The sequence below is a fragment of the Roseomonas sp. KE0001 genome (assembly GCF_016107285.1).
Classification (GTDB): Bacteria; Pseudomonadota; Alphaproteobacteria; order Acetobacterales; family Acetobacteraceae; genus Pseudoroseomonas.
The window spans coordinates 68,900-85,655 of sequence record NZ_RCVQ01000002.1 but is presented as its reverse complement, the minus strand read 5'-3'; the positions used below and the strand labels follow the sequence as shown (position 1 = coordinate 85,655).

17 protein-coding genes are annotated in these 16,756 nt (G+C 73.3%); 7 read left to right on the top strand and 10 right to left on the bottom strand.

Annotated elements, in window-relative coordinates; genetic code table 11:
- The first annotated feature begins 9 nt into the window (after nucleotides 1-9).
- Nucleotides 10-1,617: an ABC transporter substrate-binding protein gene (locus tag D9598_RS03825; protein WP_198365091.1), complete on the top strand. Its 1,608-nt coding sequence runs from the start codon at nucleotides 10-12 to the stop codon at nucleotides 1,615-1,617.
- Between the two features lie 56 nt (nucleotides 1,618-1,673).
- Here the strand turns inward: D9598_RS03825 and D9598_RS03820 are convergent, their stop codons facing one another.
- A complete protein-coding gene (locus tag D9598_RS03820; RefSeq protein WP_198365090.1) occupies nucleotides 1,674-1,988 on the bottom strand; it encodes a hypothetical protein in 315 nt (104 codons plus the stop codon).
- A 208-nt stretch (nucleotides 1,989-2,196) separates the two neighbouring features.
- Between D9598_RS03820 and D9598_RS03815 the strand changes: the two genes are divergently transcribed.
- The 6 genes from D9598_RS03815 (at nucleotide 2,197) to D9598_RS03790 (ending at nucleotide 9,984) form a co-directional block, all read left to right on the top strand.
- Nucleotides 2,197-3,450, top strand: coding sequence for a phosphopantothenate--cysteine ligase family flavoprotein (locus D9598_RS03815; RefSeq protein ID WP_198365089.1), 1,254 nt, complete (start codon nucleotides 2,197-2,199; stop codon nucleotides 3,448-3,450).
- Nucleotides 3,447-3,896: a dUTP diphosphatase gene (dut, locus tag D9598_RS03810; protein WP_198365088.1), complete on the top strand. Its 450-nt coding sequence runs from the start codon at nucleotides 3,447-3,449 to the stop codon at nucleotides 3,894-3,896. The genes D9598_RS03815 and dut overlap by 4 nt, the downstream gene beginning before the upstream one ends.
- Before the next feature lie 310 nt (nucleotides 3,897-4,206).
- Entirely contained in the window at nucleotides 4,207-7,488 is a 3,282-nt protein-coding gene (locus tag D9598_RS03805; RefSeq protein ID WP_198365087.1) for an Ig-like domain-containing protein, read from the top strand.
- 217 nt (nucleotides 7,489-7,705) lie between these two features.
- Nucleotides 7,706-8,536 (top strand): HesA/MoeB/ThiF family protein, encoded by an 831-nt coding sequence (locus tag D9598_RS03800; RefSeq protein ID WP_198365086.1) that lies wholly within the window; start codon nucleotides 7,706-7,708, stop codon nucleotides 8,534-8,536.
- Nucleotides 8,533-8,910, top strand: a complete 378-nt coding sequence (locus D9598_RS03795; RefSeq protein WP_198365085.1) for a DsrE family protein — start codon at nucleotides 8,533-8,535, stop codon at nucleotides 8,908-8,910. The genes D9598_RS03800 and D9598_RS03795 overlap by 4 nt, the downstream gene beginning before the upstream one ends.
- Before the next feature lie 141 nt (nucleotides 8,911-9,051).
- Nucleotides 9,052-9,984, top strand: coding sequence for an SH3 domain-containing protein (locus D9598_RS03790; protein ID WP_198365084.1), 933 nt, complete (start codon nucleotides 9,052-9,054; stop codon nucleotides 9,982-9,984).
- A 46-nt stretch (nucleotides 9,985-10,030) separates the two neighbouring features.
- Here D9598_RS03790 and D9598_RS03785 read toward each other — a convergent pair whose 3' ends face one another.
- The 9 genes from D9598_RS03785 to D9598_RS20935 form a co-directional block, all read right to left on the bottom strand.
- A complete protein-coding gene (locus D9598_RS03785) occupies nucleotides 10,031-10,846 on the bottom strand; it encodes a SirB1 family protein (protein ID WP_232476894.1) in 816 nt (271 codons plus the stop codon).
- Nucleotides 10,847-10,926: 80 nt separating this feature from the next.
- Nucleotides 10,927-11,316, bottom strand: a complete 390-nt coding sequence (locus D9598_RS03780; protein WP_198365082.1) for a histidine triad nucleotide-binding protein — start codon at nucleotides 11,314-11,316, stop codon at nucleotides 10,927-10,929.
- 35 nt (nucleotides 11,317-11,351) lie between these two features.
- On the bottom strand, nucleotides 11,352-11,903 hold the full coding sequence (locus tag D9598_RS03775) for a phosphoribosyl-ATP diphosphatase (RefSeq protein ID WP_198365081.1): 552 nt from the start codon (nucleotides 11,901-11,903) through the stop codon (nucleotides 11,352-11,354).
- Between the two features lie 4 nt (nucleotides 11,904-11,907).
- Nucleotides 11,908-12,684, bottom strand: coding sequence for an imidazole glycerol phosphate synthase subunit HisF (gene hisF, locus D9598_RS03770; protein WP_198365080.1), 777 nt, complete (start codon nucleotides 12,682-12,684; stop codon nucleotides 11,908-11,910).
- Between the two features lie 99 nt (nucleotides 12,685-12,783).
- On the bottom strand, nucleotides 12,784-13,692 hold the full coding sequence (locus tag D9598_RS03765) for a 2-keto-4-pentenoate hydratase (RefSeq protein ID WP_198365079.1): 909 nt from the start codon (nucleotides 13,690-13,692) through the stop codon (nucleotides 12,784-12,786).
- A gap of 89 nt (nucleotides 13,693-13,781) precedes the next feature.
- Nucleotides 13,782-14,783: a tripartite tricarboxylate transporter substrate binding protein gene (locus tag D9598_RS03760; protein WP_198365078.1), complete on the bottom strand. Its 1,002-nt coding sequence runs from the start codon at nucleotides 14,781-14,783 to the stop codon at nucleotides 13,782-13,784.
- A gap of 79 nt (nucleotides 14,784-14,862) precedes the next feature.
- On the bottom strand, nucleotides 14,863-15,873 hold the full coding sequence (locus D9598_RS03755; protein ID WP_198365077.1) for a tripartite tricarboxylate transporter substrate binding protein: 1,011 nt from the start codon (nucleotides 15,871-15,873) through the stop codon (nucleotides 14,863-14,865).
- A gap of 96 nt (nucleotides 15,874-15,969) precedes the next feature.
- Nucleotides 15,970-16,335, bottom strand: coding sequence for an RNA methyltransferase (locus D9598_RS20940; protein WP_232476893.1), 366 nt, complete (start codon nucleotides 16,333-16,335; stop codon nucleotides 15,970-15,972).
- Nucleotides 16,335-16,739 carry an RNA methyltransferase substrate-binding domain-containing protein gene (locus D9598_RS20935; RefSeq protein WP_232476892.1) on the bottom strand — a complete coding sequence of 135 codons (405 nt, stop codon included), beginning with the start codon at nucleotides 16,737-16,739 and terminating at the stop codon, nucleotides 16,335-16,337. The genes D9598_RS20940 and D9598_RS20935 overlap by 1 nt, the downstream gene beginning before the upstream one ends.
- Nucleotides 16,740-16,756 lie beyond the last annotated feature (17 nt).

Below are 16,756 nucleotides of genomic sequence, written 5' to 3'. Positions count from 1 at the left end.
GAACCGGGCATGGCCTCTCGCCGGACGCTCCTGAGAACGGCCGCGGCCGGCACCGCCGCGGCCCTGGCGGCGGGCCGGATGGCCGCGCCGGCCCTGGCGCAGGGCGGCGCGGCGCGCACCCTGCGCTTCGTGCCGCAGGGCAACCTCGCCAGCATGGACCCGATCTGGGGCACCTCGGTCCTGTCCCGCAATGCCGGGCTGATGGTCTATGACACGCTCTTCGGCATCGGCGCCGACTTCCAGGTCCGGCCGCAGATGGCGGCGGCGCACGCGGTGTCGGCGGATGGGCTGACCCACACCGTCACCCTGCGCCCCGGCCTGCGCTTCCATGACGGCGAGCCGGTCCGGGCCCGCGACTGCATCGCCTCGATCCGCCGCTGGTCGAAGCGGGACGTTCTGGGCCAGCGCCTCGACCTCCTGTTGAACGAGATGGTGGCGGTCTCGGACGAGCGCCTCACCATCGCCCTCAAGCGGCCCTGGAGCGGGCTCACCTGGGCGCTCGGCAAGGCGGGCGCGAATATCTGCGCCATCATGCCCGAGCGCGTCGCGCGGACGGACCCCTTCACCCAGATCACCGAGATCGTCGGCAGCGGCCCCTACCGCTTCCTGCGCGACGAGTGGGTGGCGGGGAGCCTCGCCGCCTTCGCGCGCAACGCCGCCTACCAGCCGCGCGAGGAGGCGCCGGACCTGCTGGCCGGCGGCAAGCCGGTGCATTTCGACCGTGTCGAATGGCGCGTGATGCCGGACGCGGCCACCGCCGCCGCCGCGCTCCAGAACAACGAGGCCGACTGGTGGGAGGCGCCGCTGCCCGACCTGCTGCCGGTTCTCCGCGGCAACCGGCAGATCGTGGTCGAGACGATCAACACCTTCGGCGCCTTCGGGGTGCTGCGCTTCAACCACCTGAATCCGCCCTTCGACAATCCGGCGGTCCGGCGCGCCCTGTTCCCGGCGGTGGACCAGGAAGCCTTCATGCAGGCGGCCATGGGCACCGATCCGGCGCTGTACCAGATCCCCGCCGGCGCCTTCACCCCCGGCACGCCGCTGGCCAATGACGCCGGGCTGGAGATCCTGTCCGGCCCACGGGATGTGGAGAAGGCGCGGCAACTGCTCCGCGCCTCCGGCTACCGCAACGAGCGGGTGGTCCTGCTCTCGGCCACCGACCTCCCCAACCTCCAGGCCATGACGGAGGTCGCCGCGGACGTCATGCGGCGCGTCGGCTTCAACGTCGATCTGGTGGCGATGGACTGGGGCACGCAGATCCAGCGCCGCACCAATCGCGGCCCCGTCGAGCAGGGCGGCTTCAGCGCCTTCTGCACCACCTGGGAAGGGCTCGACACCTCGGTCCCCGGCAGCCACCAGCCGCTGCGGGGCAACGGCGCCGGCGCCTGGTCCGGCTGGCCCACCAGCCCGCGGCGCGAGGCGCTGCGCGACGCGTGGTTCGAGGCCACGGACCCGGCGGCCGAGAAGCGGATCGCCGAGGCGCTGCAACAGGCGGTGTGGGAGGAGGCGCCCTTCATCCCCCTGGGACTTCAGCGCCCGCAGCAGGCCTACCGCCGCGGCATCACCGGCGTCCTCAAGGGCGGGCCGTCCCTGTTCTGGAACGTGCGGCGCGGCTGAGGCGCGCCGCCCCGCCCCAGCCGGTATCAGCCCAGCCCGTATCAGCCCAGCCCGTATCAGCCCTGGGGATGCGGGTTGGTGGCCATGTCGGTGCCGGGGGCGGGCACATAGACGATGGCGCCGCTCTCGCCCTGGCCCTGGAACTCGGCGTACCAGCCGCGCTGGGCCGGCGCGTCGGGGGCGTGCAGGTAGCGCGCGGTCTGGCCCCGGCCGATCACCTGCACCGGGCCGCCGCCCAGGATGTTGCCGCCGTCGTTCGAATACTCGACGTGGAAGTTCTCGCCCTCGGACGTCACGGTCAGCGGCGCCGCCATGGCAGTACCGGCCATCCCGGCGATGAGCATGCTGGAGAGCAGGATCTTGCGAAGCATTGTTCTTGTCCTTGTTGTCGACTGGCGGCTGGAATGGCCGTCTTTCCGGAGAGAGAGATGGCGGCCGCGGACCGGTTTGGCCAATTGTCTGGCCTGATGGCGGGTATCGATGCGGATGATGACGCTTCGGTGACAGCGCACACCCCGCTTCCGACCCCGCTTCCGACCCCGCTTCCGGCTGGGCCCCGGCCGGTCTAGCCTGTCACCCATGCTCGCCGACAAGCGTATCCTCCTCGTCGTCTCCGGCAGCGTCTCGGCCTACAAGGCGCTGGAGCTGATCCGGCTGCTGCGCAAGGCGGGGGCGCGGGTGACACCCGTGCTGACCGCGGGCGGCGCCCGCTTCGTCACGCCGCACGCCCTGCAGGCCATCGCCGGCGAGGCGGTGCACCAGGATCTCTGGTCGCTGCAGGCGGAGGCCGAGATCGGCCATATCCGCCTCGCCCGCCTGCCGGACCTGGTGGCGGTGGTGCCGGCCTCGGCCGACCTGCTGGCGAAGATGGCGCATGGCCTGGCCGACGACCTCGCCACCACCCTGCTGCTCGCCACCGACCGCCCGGTGCTGGTGGCGCCGGCGATGAACTGGGCGATGTGGGGGCATCCGGCGACGGTGGCCAACATGGCGGCGCTGGCGGCGCGCGGCGTCCGGGTGGTCGGCCCCGCCGTGGGCGCCATGGCGGAGGCGGAAAGCGGCCCCGGCCGCCTCTCCGAGCCGGCGGAGATCCTGGCGGCGATCGAGGCCGCGCTGACGGCCGCCGGCGAGGGGCTTCTTCTGGCCCCTCCCCTGGCCCTCCCCCTGACCCTTCCCCCGGCCCTCCCCCTGGCCGGACGGCACGCCCTGGTGACCAGCGGCCCGACGCACGAGCCGATCGACCCCGTGCGCTACATCGCCAACCGCAGCAGCGGGCAGCAGGGCCACGCCATCGCCGGCGCCCTGGCGGCGCTGGGCGCGCGGGTGACGCTGGTCTCCGGCCCGGTGACGATCGCCGACCCGGCGGGGGTGGCGGTGGTACGCGTCCAGAGCGCGCGCGAGATGCTCGCCGCCTGCGAGGCCGCCCTGCCGGCCGAGATCGCGGTCTGCGCCGCCGCCGTGGCCGATTGGCGCACCGCGCGGGAGGCGGGGCGGAAGCTGAAGAAGGTGCCGGGCGAGCCGCCGCCGCCGCTCGAGCTGGCGCTGAACCCGGACATCCTGGCCACCTTGTCGCGCCACGCGCGGCGGCCGGCGCTGGTGGTGGGCTTCGCGGCGGAGACGGAGACGGTGGTGGAGAACGCGATGGCGAAGCGGCAGCGCAAGGGCTGCGACTGGATCGTGGCGAACGACGTCTCGGGGGATGTGATGGGCGGGGCCGAGAACACGGTGCATCTGGTCAGCGCGGAGGGGGTGGAGGACTGGCCCCGCCTGCCCAAGGCCGAGGTGGCCCGGCGCCTGGCGGCGCGCATCGCCCGCGCGGTGACGGCGCCATGAGCCGGGAGATCGCGGTGCGGCGCCTGCCGCATGCCGAGGGGCTGCCGCTGCCGGCCTATGCCACCGCCGGCGCCGCCGGCTTCGACCTGCTGGCGGCGGTGACGGCGCCGCTGGAAATCCCCCCCGGCGGCCGCGCCCTGGTGCCGACCGGCCTTTGCATGGCCTTGCCGGAAGGCCACGAGCTGCAGGTCCGGCCGCGCTCGGGTCTGGCGCTGAAGCATGGCATCGTGCTGCCGAACAGCCCGGGGACGATCGACGAGGACTACCGGGGCGAGGTCCAGGTCATCCTGTTCAACACCGGCACGGCGCCCTTCACGGTGGAACGCGGCATGCGCATCGCCCAGGGCGTGCTGGCCCCCGTCATGCGCGGGCATTGGCGCGAGGTCGAAACCCTGCCCGAGACCGGACGGGGCGCCGGCGGCTTCGGCAGCACGGGCCAGCGCTAGGGCAGATCCCGATCCGGTAGGATTCACCGGATCGGGTGAAGATACTCGCGAAAACAAGCGGCCAGAGCGTTTGCAGTGCGCCGCTGCGAACGGAAAACGCCCTGGACGCCCGGCTGCGGCGCGACAGACTCTTTCCGGAATTCGATACGCGCGGGGCGCGCGGTCCACCGCGTCGCACGCCTTGCGCGTGTTCCAGTAACGCTTTCTTTACGTAGGAATTGTCTCTAAAATAACCCATGCCTCGTTGACTGAAACGTCCCATTCAGACTTTATGGAGGTGTCTTCACAACCGATAAAGAGGCAGCGGCCCATGCCCGCGACCGACGCCACAAACGCGCCCGAGACCCTCGCGTCATCCGAGCAGACTGCGGGGAACGCTCCCGCCGACCAGTCCGGGCAGGCGCCGGCCGATCCGGTCACGCCGACCGAGCCCGAGACGCCCACCGAGCCGGAAGTGCCCACCGGGCCCGAGACGCCGGCGGTGCCGGTTACGCCCGTCAATGACGACATCGCCCAGGCCCAGGCCCTCACGCTGGGCGTCGCCGTCACCGGCAGCACCACGGGCGCCGATGCCGAGGCGGGCGAGGTCGGCTGGTTCGGCGCGCGCACCGTCTGGTACCGCTATGCGCCGGCGGCCGATGGCGTGGTCACGCTGAAGACCGGCGCGAACACGACGCTGATCGTGCAATGGGCCGAGGCCGCGATTCCGGCGGGCGAGATCACCCATGCCGATCTGCGCAACGTCACCAACAACCAGGTCAGCGGCGACTTCCTGCCGGCGGTCTCCTTCCGGGCGGAGGAGGGCCGGGTCTACTACATCCAGGCCGCGCTGATGGACGAGGCCGAGGGCAGCTTCCCGCTCGAGATCGTGGCCGATCCGGAGGCCGACCTGACGCCGCCGCCGCTCTCCGGCCTCGCGAGCCGCCAGTCCGGCAGCCAGGCCAGCATCTCGGGCGTCTCCGAGGAAGGCGCGCGCATCCGCATCCTGGACGCCGAGGGCCAGACCATCGCCACCGCCACGGCGGGCGCGGACGGCAGCTGGACCGCGCCGCTCGCGGCCGGCCTCGCGGCGGGCGAGCACGCGCTCAGCATCGTCGCCCTCGATGCCCTCGGCAACCAGGTCACGGAGCCCTTCAGGCTGACCGTCGCGCCGGTCGAGGGCGCGCATCCGGGCGGCCAGCCGGTCAGCTACATCACGGTCGATGGCAGCAAGGCCGAGTGGACCGGCACCACCCTCAACGATCATTTCCTCGGCCACGACGCCGAGACCGTGCTGGCCGGCGGCCTGGGCGACGACACCTATTCGATCGGCACCGGCGACACCGTCGTCGAGAAGGCCGGCGAGGGCATCGACACCGTCCGCACCTGGCTGCAGGACTATGTGCTGCCGGAGAATGTCGAGAATCTCGTGCTGGAGGGCGAAGGCTGGCTGCGCGCCACCGGCAACGACCTCGACAACATGATCACCGGCAATATCCGGTCGAACGTGATCGACGGCGGCAAGGGCGACGACATCCTGACCGGCGGCGGCTCGGACTACCAGGCCGGCCACCTCGCCCCGGTCGGCGACACCTTCGTCATCCGCAAGGGCGACGGCAATGACGTCATCACCGACTTCCGGCCCGGCGCCAACCTGAACGCCACCGGGGCGAATGGCGGCGACGTGATCCGCCTGGTGGGCTTCGGCGACAGCTTCCGCCAGCTTTCCGACGTGCTGGCGCGCGCCGAGGTGATCGACGGCAAGATCCGCATCGACCTGGGCGACGGCCAGACCCTGGTGCTGCGCTCCGGCCTGCAGGACGCCGACGGCCGGACCATCCCGCTCAGCCTCGCCGATCTCGACCACCACGACTTCGACTACGGCGCCGCCATCACCGGCGCCCGCCTGGCCACCGAGGGCGGCGCCACCCGCGTCCTGCTCAGCGGCACCGGCGAGATCTATCCGGACGCGGTCGATACCGCCGCGCGGAAGGATCTGGTCTTCGTCGCCATCCGCGACCTCTCCATCCCCGATCCGGAGATGCAGGGCGCCAACATCATCGGCTATGCCGAGGTGAAGGCCGATGGCAGCTGGACCTACGAGGTCACCGGCGTCACCGGCGACGGGCCGCACCGCTACGCCGTCTCCTCCACGCAGTCCAAGTGGAACGTCGCGGGCGAGAGCACGAACGTCCCGGCGGAGGATATCTGGCACCATGTCGCCCTCTCCACCTCCGAGGCGGTGACCGCCACGGCGGAGGCGCCCGCCGCGCCGCTGATCGGCTTCGCCGAGGGCCAGGACAGCGGCGTCAGCGCGACCGACGGCATCACCAGCCATGCCGACCTGTCCCTGACCGGCACGGCGGCAGCCGGCAGCACCGTCTCGCTCTACCTGGACGGCACGCTGCTGGCGCAGGGGATCGCCGTCACCGACGGCCACTGGAGCTACACCGCCAGCGCGCTGGCCGAGGGCGAGCACCGCTTCACCGCCGAGGCGGTTGGCCCGCACGGCCTGGTCTCCGCCCGCTCCGGGGCGGCGGTGATGACGGTGGACACCGTCGCGCCGGAGATGACGCTGCGGCTCGACCCGTCGAGCGACGCGCCCTCCCCGGGCAATGGCGCCACGCGCGACACCACGCCGATGCTGAGCGGCACCGCCGAGGCCGGCAGCAGCATCACGCTGCACCTGGAGGGCGAGGCGCTCGGCACCGTGGCGGCGGATGCGGAGGGCCAGTGGTCCTTCACGCTGCAGCAGGCGCTCGAGGCCGGCAGCCACACCGTCACGGCCCTGGCCACCGACCGCGCCGGCAATGTCTCGGAGGCGGTGGCGCTGGACTTCACCGTGACCGCGCCGCGCGACCTGGCGGACTTCGCCGCCGCCATGCCGCTGTTCGACAGCGCCTTCTACCTCAGCACCTACCAGGACGTGGCGCGGGCCGGGGTGGACGCCTTCACCCACTTCATGCAGTTCGGCCTGCAGGAACAGCGCGACCCGAACGCCTTCTTCCACACGACCTACTACCTGAACCAGAACACCGATGTGGCGGCGGCCGGCATCAATCCGCTCCTGCATTACCTGCAAAACGGCGGCGGCGAGGGCCGCGCCGCCAGCCTCGACTTCGACAGCAAGGCGTATCTGGCGCTCAACGGGGATGTGGCCGAGGTCGGCATGAACCCCCTGCTCCATTACCTGCTCTACGGACAGGGCGAGGACCGCGCCATCGCCGCCGCCACGCCGCATGCGACAAGCACGGCGAATCCGCTGGTCGATGCCGGGTTCTACTACGCCGCCAATGCGGATGTGGCGCGGACCGGCATGGACGCCGGCCAGCATTATGCCGCCTCCGGCTGGCAGGAAGGGCGCGACCCCAACGCCTTCTTCGACGTCAGCTACTATCTCGCGCGGTATGACGACGTGAGGAAGGCCGACATCGACCCGCTGCTGCACTACATGGAGTTCGGCTGGCAGGAGGGCCGCGACCCGAGCGCCGCCTTCTCCACCGCCAAGTACCTGCAGGCCCATGCGGATGTCGCCGAGGCCGGCATCGACCCCCTGCTGCATTACCTGCAGTTCGGGCGCTTCGACGGGCACGACGCCTTCCCCGTCGGCTGACGAGACGCCGGGACTGGCCGGCCGCCGCCTCCTCCCCCGGGGCCGCGGCCGCCTCCTTCCCCCCAGGAGAAACCGGTCCCAGCCATGGGCCGTGGCAGTCCCCCGCCACGGCCCATTTTCCTGCCTGCCGCCAGGCCGCCATTGGACCGTCGTTGGGCCGCCGCCCGCCGCGCCGGGGCATTGCGCCGCCCCCCTCGCCGCGCCCATATGTCGGCCCATGGACCTCGACTTCACCGATGACGAGTTGCACCGCTACTCGCGCCACATCCTGCTGCAGGAGGTGGGGGCGGTGGGCCAGGCGAAGCTGCGCGCGGCGAAGGTGCTGCTGGTCGGCGCCGGCGGGCTGGGTTCGCCGCTGGCGCTCTACCTCGCCGGCGCCGGCATCGGCACCATCGGCCTGATCGACGACGACCGGCTCGAGCTGTCCAACCTGCAGCGGCAGGTGGCGCACGACACGGCGCGCCTTGGCCGCAACAAGGCGGAGAGCGCGGCCGAGACCATCCGGCGCCTCAACCCGGAGGTGCGGGTGGAGGTCCATCCGCACCGGCTCGACGCCGGCAGCGCCGCCGCGCTGATCCCGCGCTACGACCTGGTCTGCGACGGCACCGACAATTTCCCGACGCGCTTCCTGCTCGGCGATGCCTGCCACCTGCTCGGCCGCCCCCTGGTCTCGGCCGCCGTGCTGCGCTTCGAGGGGCAGCTCGCGGTCTTCAAGTCGCATCTCGGCCCCCATTTCCCCTGCCATCGCTGCCTGCATCCGGAGCCGCCGCCGCCCGGCCTGGTGCCGAGCTGCTCGGAGGCGGGGGTGCTCGGCGCCATCACCGGCGTGATGGGCACCCTGCAGGCGACCGAGGTGCTGAAGGAGATCCTGGGCATCGGCGAGAGCATGGCCGGGCGCCTGCTGCTCTGGGACGCGCTGGACAGCCGCTTCCGCACCGTGCGGCTGAAACGCGACCCTGCCTGCGCGCTCTGCGGCGACGCGCCGCGCATCCATGACCTCGCGGCCCATGCCGCCGCCGCGCCCGCCCCCGCCTGCGCGCTGCCATGAGCGGAAGGCCCCTTGGTATCCTGCTGCGCTCCGGCGGGCATGAGGCGGCGCACTACGCGCTGGTGCTGGCGACCGGTGCCGCCGCCATCGGCCGCCCGGTGCTGCTCTTCGCCACCAATGCGGGCTGCGCCCTGCTGCTGCGCGACACGCCGCTCAGGGCCGACCCGCGCGAGGCGCTGCTGGGCCGGCGCGGCGTCGCCGGCCTGGAATCGCTGCTGGCCGCGGCCTGCGATCTCGGCATCCGCCGCATGGCCTGCGAGGCCGGGCTCCGGGCCGAGGGCATCGCGCCGGAGGCCCTGGCGCCCGATGTCGAGGTGGCCGGGGTGGTCAGTTTCCTGTCCGCCGTGGCGGAGGGGCAGATGCTCGCCCTCTGAGGCCCGCTTCCGGCGCCGCTCCCCGCCCCGACGGCGGAGGCCACCGCCATGACAACGCGCATGAGGACGACCGCAGGAGGCGATGCTGCGATGCAAAGCGGGTGCTTGACCAGGGGCAGGGAATACGGGCCAGATCGACGCATGATCCGGCTTCGCCCCGCTGCCTCCGCCCTGCTTCTTCTTCTCGTCTCGACACCCCTCGCCGCCCAGTCCAGCCTCGGCGGCGCCCAGGGTACGGGCGGCGGTTCCGGCGGGCCGGGCACGCTGCAGCCGCCGCGCCCGGCGCAGCCCGCGCCGCTCCGGCCGGCACCGGATCAGGTCCTGCGGCCGCCGGCCGGCGCGGCGCCCCAAGGGTCCGCCACACGGCCCGCCACGCCGCCGGCCACGCGGCCGGCGCCGGCCCGCCCCGTCCCGGAGGCCCGCCCGGCCCAGCCGAACCGTCCACAGGCCACCCCGACCCCGCGGCGCGCCCCGCCGACCCAGGCCGCGCCGCCGACCCCGGTGAAACGTCCGCCCGCCGCCCGGGCCGCCGGCGCGGCGGCGGGTGTCGCGGCCGGCGCCGCCGCCACGGGCGCGGCGGGAAGCGCGCCGCCGCCGCCCGCCTCCCCCGCTCCCAGCCCGCAGGAGCTGCAGCAGCCCAGCCTGGGCAGCGCCACCGGCCTGCCGATCCCGCGCTTCGTCTCGCTGCGCAGCGACGAGGTGAATCTGCGCATCGGCCCCGACACGCGCTTTCCGATCGAGTGGACCTATCAGCGCCGCGACCTGCCGGTGGAGATCCTGCGCGAATACAACCAGTGGCGCCGCATCCGCGACATGGACGGCACCGAGGGCTGGGTGCACCAGTCCACCCTGGCCGGCCGCCGCACCTTCCTGGTGCGCGGCGAGGAGCGCAGCCTCCACAGCGCCGAGGGCGAGGCGAGCGCGGTCGTGGCGCGGCTGATGCCGGGCGTGGTCGGGCGCATCCGCAGCTGCAAGGCGGGCAGCAACTGGTGCGAGGTGCAGGTGGAAGGGCACCGCGGCTATATCCAGCGCAGCGCGATCTGGGGCCTCCAGGCGGGCGAGGAAGTGAACTGAGCCGGCCGCCCCCGGCCCGGCCTCCGGGCTTGGCGCCGGCGCGGCCTCAGTTCAGCCGCTGACGCAGCTCCACCGCCAGGGCGCGGGCGCGCTGGGCGGCCTCGCCACGCGGCACCAGGGCGAGGAAGCGGTCGATGCAGGCCAGGGCGGCGCCGATGCGGTCCAGCCGCTGGTTCATCACCGCCGCCTCGCGCCACAGGATGGCGGCCTCCGGCGCCATGCGCAGCATATCCTCGGTGCAGGTCAGGGCGGCCGGCAGGTCGCCGGCCTGCAGCCGGCGCAGCTTGATGTTGTTCTGCAGCCGCAGCAGCACGGCGCGGCGCGACACCGGCTCCAGCACGGCGGGCCGCAGCTCGGCGGCCTCGCCCTCCATCCGCTTCAGCAGGGCGCGCAGCTCCGGCGCCTCCAGCAGCCGCCCGCCATGGAAGGGATCGACCACCGCCATGCCGCGGGCGCCCTCGAGGCCGATCAGGAAATGGCCGGGGAAGTCCAGCCCGTGCGCCGGCCAGCCCGCCGCGCCGGCGGCATGCAGCCAGAGCAGGCCGAGCGCCACCGGCAGGCCCCGGCGGCGGCGGATCACCTCGATCAGGTTGGCGTTGGCGGGGGAATCGTAGGTCTCGCCGTCGCCGGCATAACCGAAGCGCTCATGCAGCAGCGCCGCGAGCAGGGCGACGCGGCGCGCCACCTCGCCGCCATCGGCCGCCGGATCGGCCGCGGCGGCGGCCACCGCGGCGCGGGCGAGGTCCGAGAGGTGATGCTCCGCGGCACGCCAGTCGGCCGCCGGGGCGTCGATCCGGGCGAATTGCAGCGCCACCGCCGCGAGATCGAGCTCGGCATCCGGCAGGGCGCCGGCGGCCTCCAAAGCGGTGCGTGCCTCAGCGGCGGATGAAAGGTCCTCCATGGGATGAAGGCATGGCGAGCGGCTCCCGCCGGGTCAAGCGCTCACTGCGCGTCGGGCCTGGCCAGCATCGGGCCGAGACGCCGCCCACCGAAGATGTGAACGTGGAAATGCGGCACTTCCTGCCCGGCATCGCTCCCCATGTTGGTCAGCACCCGGTAGCCCTGGTCCTCCAGCCCGAGCAGCCGGGCGGTCAGCCCGACGGCGCGCCAGAAGCCGGCCACCTCCTCCGGGCTGGCGGCGGCGGAGAAATCCGCCACCGAGACATAGGCCCCCTTCGGGATCACCAGCACATGCACCGGCGCCTGCGGCGCGATGTCGTGGAAGGCCAGGGCATGCTCGTCCTCATGCACCTTCTTGGCCGGGATCTCGCCCCGCAGGATGCGGGCGAAGATATTGCCGTTGTCGTAGGGCGGCATGCCGGACACGGGCATGGTGCTTCCTCTCCTGCTGCTGCGCCGCCCCGCTCTCAGGGCAGCTTGGTGGTCTCCGCGGCGCGGACGATGCCCTTCGGACGGGACGCCTTCTCGACGATGCCGGAGATGCCCTCGCGGCGCTCCAGCTCGGCCCAGACCTCCTCCGGCGCGATGCCCGCATCCACCCAGACGACGATCAGGTGATAGAGCAGGTCGGCGCTTTCCAGGACGGTCGCGGCGCGGTTGCCCTGGATCGCCTCGATGACGCATTCCACCGCCTCCTCGCCGAGCTTCTGCGCCACCTTGGGCGTGCCGCGGGCGAGCAGGCGGGCCGAATGCGACTGGGCGGCGTCGCCCGATTGCCGGCGCGCCTCCACCGTGTCCCACAGCCGCCGCAGCACCGCCACATCGCCCTTGGCCGCGACATGCAGGGGCTCCAGGTGCCGGGCCTCCGCCTTCAGCGCCGCCTTGCGCGGCTTGGCGCCGGCCGGAATGCTGTCCGGCAGCGGCAGCGCCTTGCGCGGCGAGGCCTTCGCGGCCGGCTTCTTGGCGGCCACGGGCTTCGACTTGGCCTTCGCCGTTTTCTTCTTCACTTCCTTGGCCATACGCTCAGGCAACCTTCAGATCGGGGCAGGGACGAACCGGCAGGCCGGCGGCGGCGAGCGCCGCCTTGGCCTCGCCGATCCGCATCTCGCCGTAATGGAACACGCTCGCGGCCAGCAGCCCGGTCGCCCCGGCGCGCGCGCCCTCGACGAAGTGGCGCGCCTGGCCGACACCGCCCGAGGCGACCAGCGGCAGGCGCACGCGGGCGCGTAGCGCGCGCAGCAGGTCGAGATCGAAGCCGGACTTGGTGCCGTCCCGGTCCATCGAGGTGACGAGCAACTCGCCGGCGCCAAGGCTCGCCATCCGCTCGGCCCAGGCGATGGCGTCGATGCCGGTGGCCTTGCGGCCGCCATGGGTGAAGATCTCCCACCGGCCGGGACCGACGGCGCGGGCGTCGATGGCGACGACGATGGCCTGGCTGCCGAAGGCCTGCGCGGCGCGGCGCACCAGATCGGGGTCGCTCACCGCGGCGCTGTTGATGCTGGCCTTGTCGGCGCCGGCCAGAAGCAGGCGGCGCACATCCTCGACCGAGCGCACGCCGCCGCCGACGGTGAGCGGGATGAAGACCTCGGCGGCGGTGCGCGAGACGACATCGTACATCGTATCGCGATTCTCGTGCGTGGCGCCGATGTCGAGGAAGGTGATCTCGTCCGCGCCCTCCGCGTCATAGGCGCGCGCCTGCTCCACCGGATCGCCGGCATCGCGCAGGGCGACGAAGTTCACGCCCTTGACGACGCGGCCTTCCTTGACGTCGAGGCAGGGGATGACGCGCAGGGCAAGCATCGGGGCATCACCTCAGGCTGCAATGGATACCGTTGTGCGATGCGCCGGGTCGCGGCCAGGGTCAAGGGGCCAGGATCAGGCGTCGGAGCGGGGGCCCGGCTATTCCAGCGTCACGCTGACCGCGACCGGCTCGGCCAGCAGGCCGGTGTAGGTGGTCGCGTAAGTGGTGCCGGCCTCGGCCGGCAGGGCGGGGGAGAAGCCGCCCAGCGAGATCAGGTCCCCCGGCTTCAGCGCCGTGCCGCGCGCCGCGAGATCCTTCACCAGCCAGGGGATGACGTTCAGCGGATGGCCGAGCAGCGCGCTGCCGGGGGCCTTGGCCAGTTCCTTTTCCGCCTCGCCCTTCCGCGCCGTGAAGCGCACCTCCATGCTGCCCAGGCGGCGGGCGAAATCCTCGGTCGCCTCCGGCGCGATCGGCTCGCCCACCACGCCCAGCCGCGCGCCGACGCCGATGGCCAGCAGGTTCGGCCCGTTCATCCGGCCCATCTCGGCCAGGGCCAGGTCCGGCATCTCGATGAAGGGGATGACCTGGTCGAGATGCCTCAGGATCTCGACATGGTCCGCGCCGGCCTCGTTGATGCCGGCATCCCTGACCCGCACGATCAGATCGGCCTCGACCACGGGCACGGCGGCGAAGTCCGCCGGCAGGGTGGCGCCGGACTTCGCCCGCACCGTCGCCGCGTAGATCGGCCCGGCCAGGGGGTGGCTGACGCCGAAGCGCTTCTGCGCCGCCTCGTTGGTCAGTCCGACCTTCCAGCCGACGGTGGGTCCGAGCTGCCTGCTCAGCGCCGGCACCAGCTTGCCCTGGGCGCAGAGCCCGTCCTCCAGGCTCAGCTCGCGCCCGAAGGCCTGCACCGGCGCGCGGGCCAGCAGCGAGGAGGCCATCGCCTGCATCGCCGCGTCGTCCGGGCAGGTCAGCGCGGCGGGCGGGCTGGCGGCCGCGGCGGAGGCCGGCGGAGCGCCCTCGGCGAGCGGAGCCATCAGGGCGGCGGCGAACAGGGCGCGGCGCATCGGGCGAGTCCTCCGGCGGTTTCCGCCGATGCTAGAGCAGCGCCCGGCCGGATGGAACCGCTCCGGGATTTCCATCCGGTTGCGGCCGCTCAGTCCAGCTTCGCGCCCGAGATCTCCACCAGCCGCGCCCAGACCGGCGTCTCCCGCGCGATCAGGGCCGCCAGCGCCTCGGGGGATTCGCTGGAGACCGGGTCGTAGCCGAGGGGCGTCAGCCGCTCGGCGAAACCGGGCTGCGCCACGATGGCGCGGATCGCGGCGGCGAGCCGGGCCACGGCCTCCGCCGGCATGCCGGCCGGGCCGGCCACCGCGTTCCAGGTCACGATGTCGACCTGGTCCAGGCCCAGATCGGCGAAGTCGGCCATGCCGGGCACCTCCGGCAGCCCGCCGGCGCGCCGCGCCGAGGAGACGGCCAGGGCCTTGAAGGCGCCGGAGCGGACATGCGGCATCAGCGCCGGCATGACGTCGAACATCATGTCGATGGTGCCGGAGAGCAGGTCCTGGATGGCCGGGCCGCCGCCGCGGTAGGGCACGTGCAGGATGCGCGCGCCGGTCGCCTGGTTCACCGCGCTGATGCAGAGATGCGAGGAGGTGCCGGTGCCGGAGGAGCCCATCGTCACCTGCTCGGGATGCGCGCGGGCCCATTCGACCAGCGCGCGGAAGTCGGTCCAGCCGCGCCGCCGCGCCGTCTCGGCATTGACCACGCAGAGCAGCGCGCCGGCGGTCACCAGGCTGAGCGGCTGCAGGTCCCGCGCCGGCTCGAAGGGCAGGCTGCTGAACATCGAGGGCATGGCGGTCCAGGTGGTCAGCCCCAGCACGCCGATGGTCGAACCGTCCGGCGGCGCCTTGGCCAGGGCGTCGACGCCGATGACGCCGCCGGCCCCGGCGCGGTTCTCCACAACCACCGTCTGTCCTAGCGCGGCGCCCAGGCGCTCGGCCAGCAGGCGGCCGAGGATGTCGATGGCGCCGCCCGGCGGGAAGGGCACGATCAGGCGGAGGGGACGGCCCTCCGCCACCGCCTGCGCCCTGGCGGCGGCCGGCAGCGCGGCCGCCGCCAGGAGGGGCAGGGAGAGGAGGGATCGTCGTGCGGTCATGGAGGCGTCTTTCCCGGCTGGATATCCGGGCGGCAGCCTGAGCGGGAAAGGGCGCCGGGGAAAGAGGGGCCCCGCGCCCTCAGTCCAGGCTGGCGCCGGATTCCGCGACCAGCGCCTTCCACACCGCCTCCTGCGACCGGGTGTAGGCACCATAGGCGGCCGGCGAGGCATCGACGATGGTGGTGAAGCCGTTCGGCTCCATCTTCTCGCGGAACTCCGCCGTATCGACCACCGAGACGATGGCCTTGTGCAGCGCCGCGATACGGTTCTCCGGCGTGCCGGCGGGCACGTTGATGCCGTACCAGGACTGCATGTCGATGCCGGCGCCGGGCAGCAGCTCCTTCATCCCCGGCACGTCCCTGAGCTCCGGCACATAGGTCACGCGCTCGGCGCTGGCGGCGGCCAGCACCCGCAGCCGGCCTTCCCGCACATGCGCCATGGCCAGGGGGATGACGTCGAACATCATGTCGATATTGCCGGCCAGTAGGTCCTGCAGGGCCGGCGCGCCGCCGCGATAGGGCACGTGGGTGATATCGGCGCCGGTGGCGCGGCAGACCTTGGAAATGGTCAGGTGGCTGATCGTGCCGGTGCCGGAGGAGCCCATGGTGAGCCCGCCCGGGTCCTTCTTCGCCGCCGCGATGACGTCCTGGAAGGTGCGGTAGGGGCTGTCGGCCTTCACCGTCATGAACACGGTGCCGGTGGTGACGCGGGTCACCGGGGCGAGGTCGGTCATCGGGTCGATCGGCATCGACTTGGTGTAGAGGAACTTGTTGGCCGCGAGGATCGAGGCGGAGGCGAGCAGCATGGTGTGGCCATCCGGCTCCGAGCGGGCGGCCTCGGCGGCGCCGAGATTGCCGCCGGCGCCGCCGCGATTGTCCACCACGACGGTCTGGCCCAGCACCGGCTGCAGCATCTGCGCCATCAGCCGGCCCGTCATGTCCACCGAGCCGCCCGGCGCGAAGGGCACGACGAGCCGCAGGGTGCGGGAGGGGAAGGTGTCCTGCGCCCGCGCATCCCGCGGCGCGACGAGGGCGGGAAGGGCGGGGAAGGTGGCGGCGGTGCCCAGCAGGGCGCGGCGGCGGATGGTCATGGTTTTGGGAGCCTCCGGTACGGTCCGCGGCGGGTTCTGGCGCGTGGCGGGCACGGCGGCAAGCGCGTTATGGCCCGGTCTCATTATGGCCCGGTCTCAGCCGCCCCGCGCCAGGCTGTGGATCAGCACCGCCGCCGCCACCGAAACGTTGAGGCTCTCGACCGCCCCCGAGCCCGGCAGCGTCACCCGCGCGGCGCAGGCGGCGAGGGTGGGCTGCGGCAGGCCCTGCTCCTCGTTGCCGAGCACCAGGGCCACGGGCCGCCCGGCGCGGCACCGCAGCACCGCCTCCGGCGGCTCGCCGCCGCGCGCCACCGCCGCGACCGTCAGGCAGTGCGGCGCGAGGCGCGCCAGGGCGGCCGGCAGGTCCGGCGCGCGGACCAGGCCCAGCGCCTCGAGCCCGCCCTCGCTGGTGCGCCAGGCGGCGTCCGAAAGCCCCGCCTGGCGCGGATCGCCCGAGAGCATCAGCGCGCCGCAGCCGAGGAAGGCGCCGAGCGGGCGATGGCGCCCAGGTTGTGCGGATTGCCGATGCCATCCAGCACCGGCAGCAGCCCGCCGCGGAACATCGGCTCCGGCAGGGTCGCGGGCAGCGGGTCGGGCAGCACCGGCACGCGGCGCGGCGTGGCGATGGCGACGATGCCGCCGTGATGGGTGGTGCCGGCGATGCGCGCCAGCTCCTCCGGCGGCACCTCGCGGTAGGGCTTGCGCTCGCGCGCCAGCCGGGCGCAGAAGCCGCCCGCCTCGGCGCGGCGCGAGGCGGTGTGGAACAGGCGCAGGATCGCGTCCGGGCGGTGCGCGAAGGCGGCGGCGACGGCCGCGGGACCGCAGAGGCGGTCCGGCTCGGGCGGGGACGGGCGGGGCGGCTGCATGCGCCGCCCGATAGCAC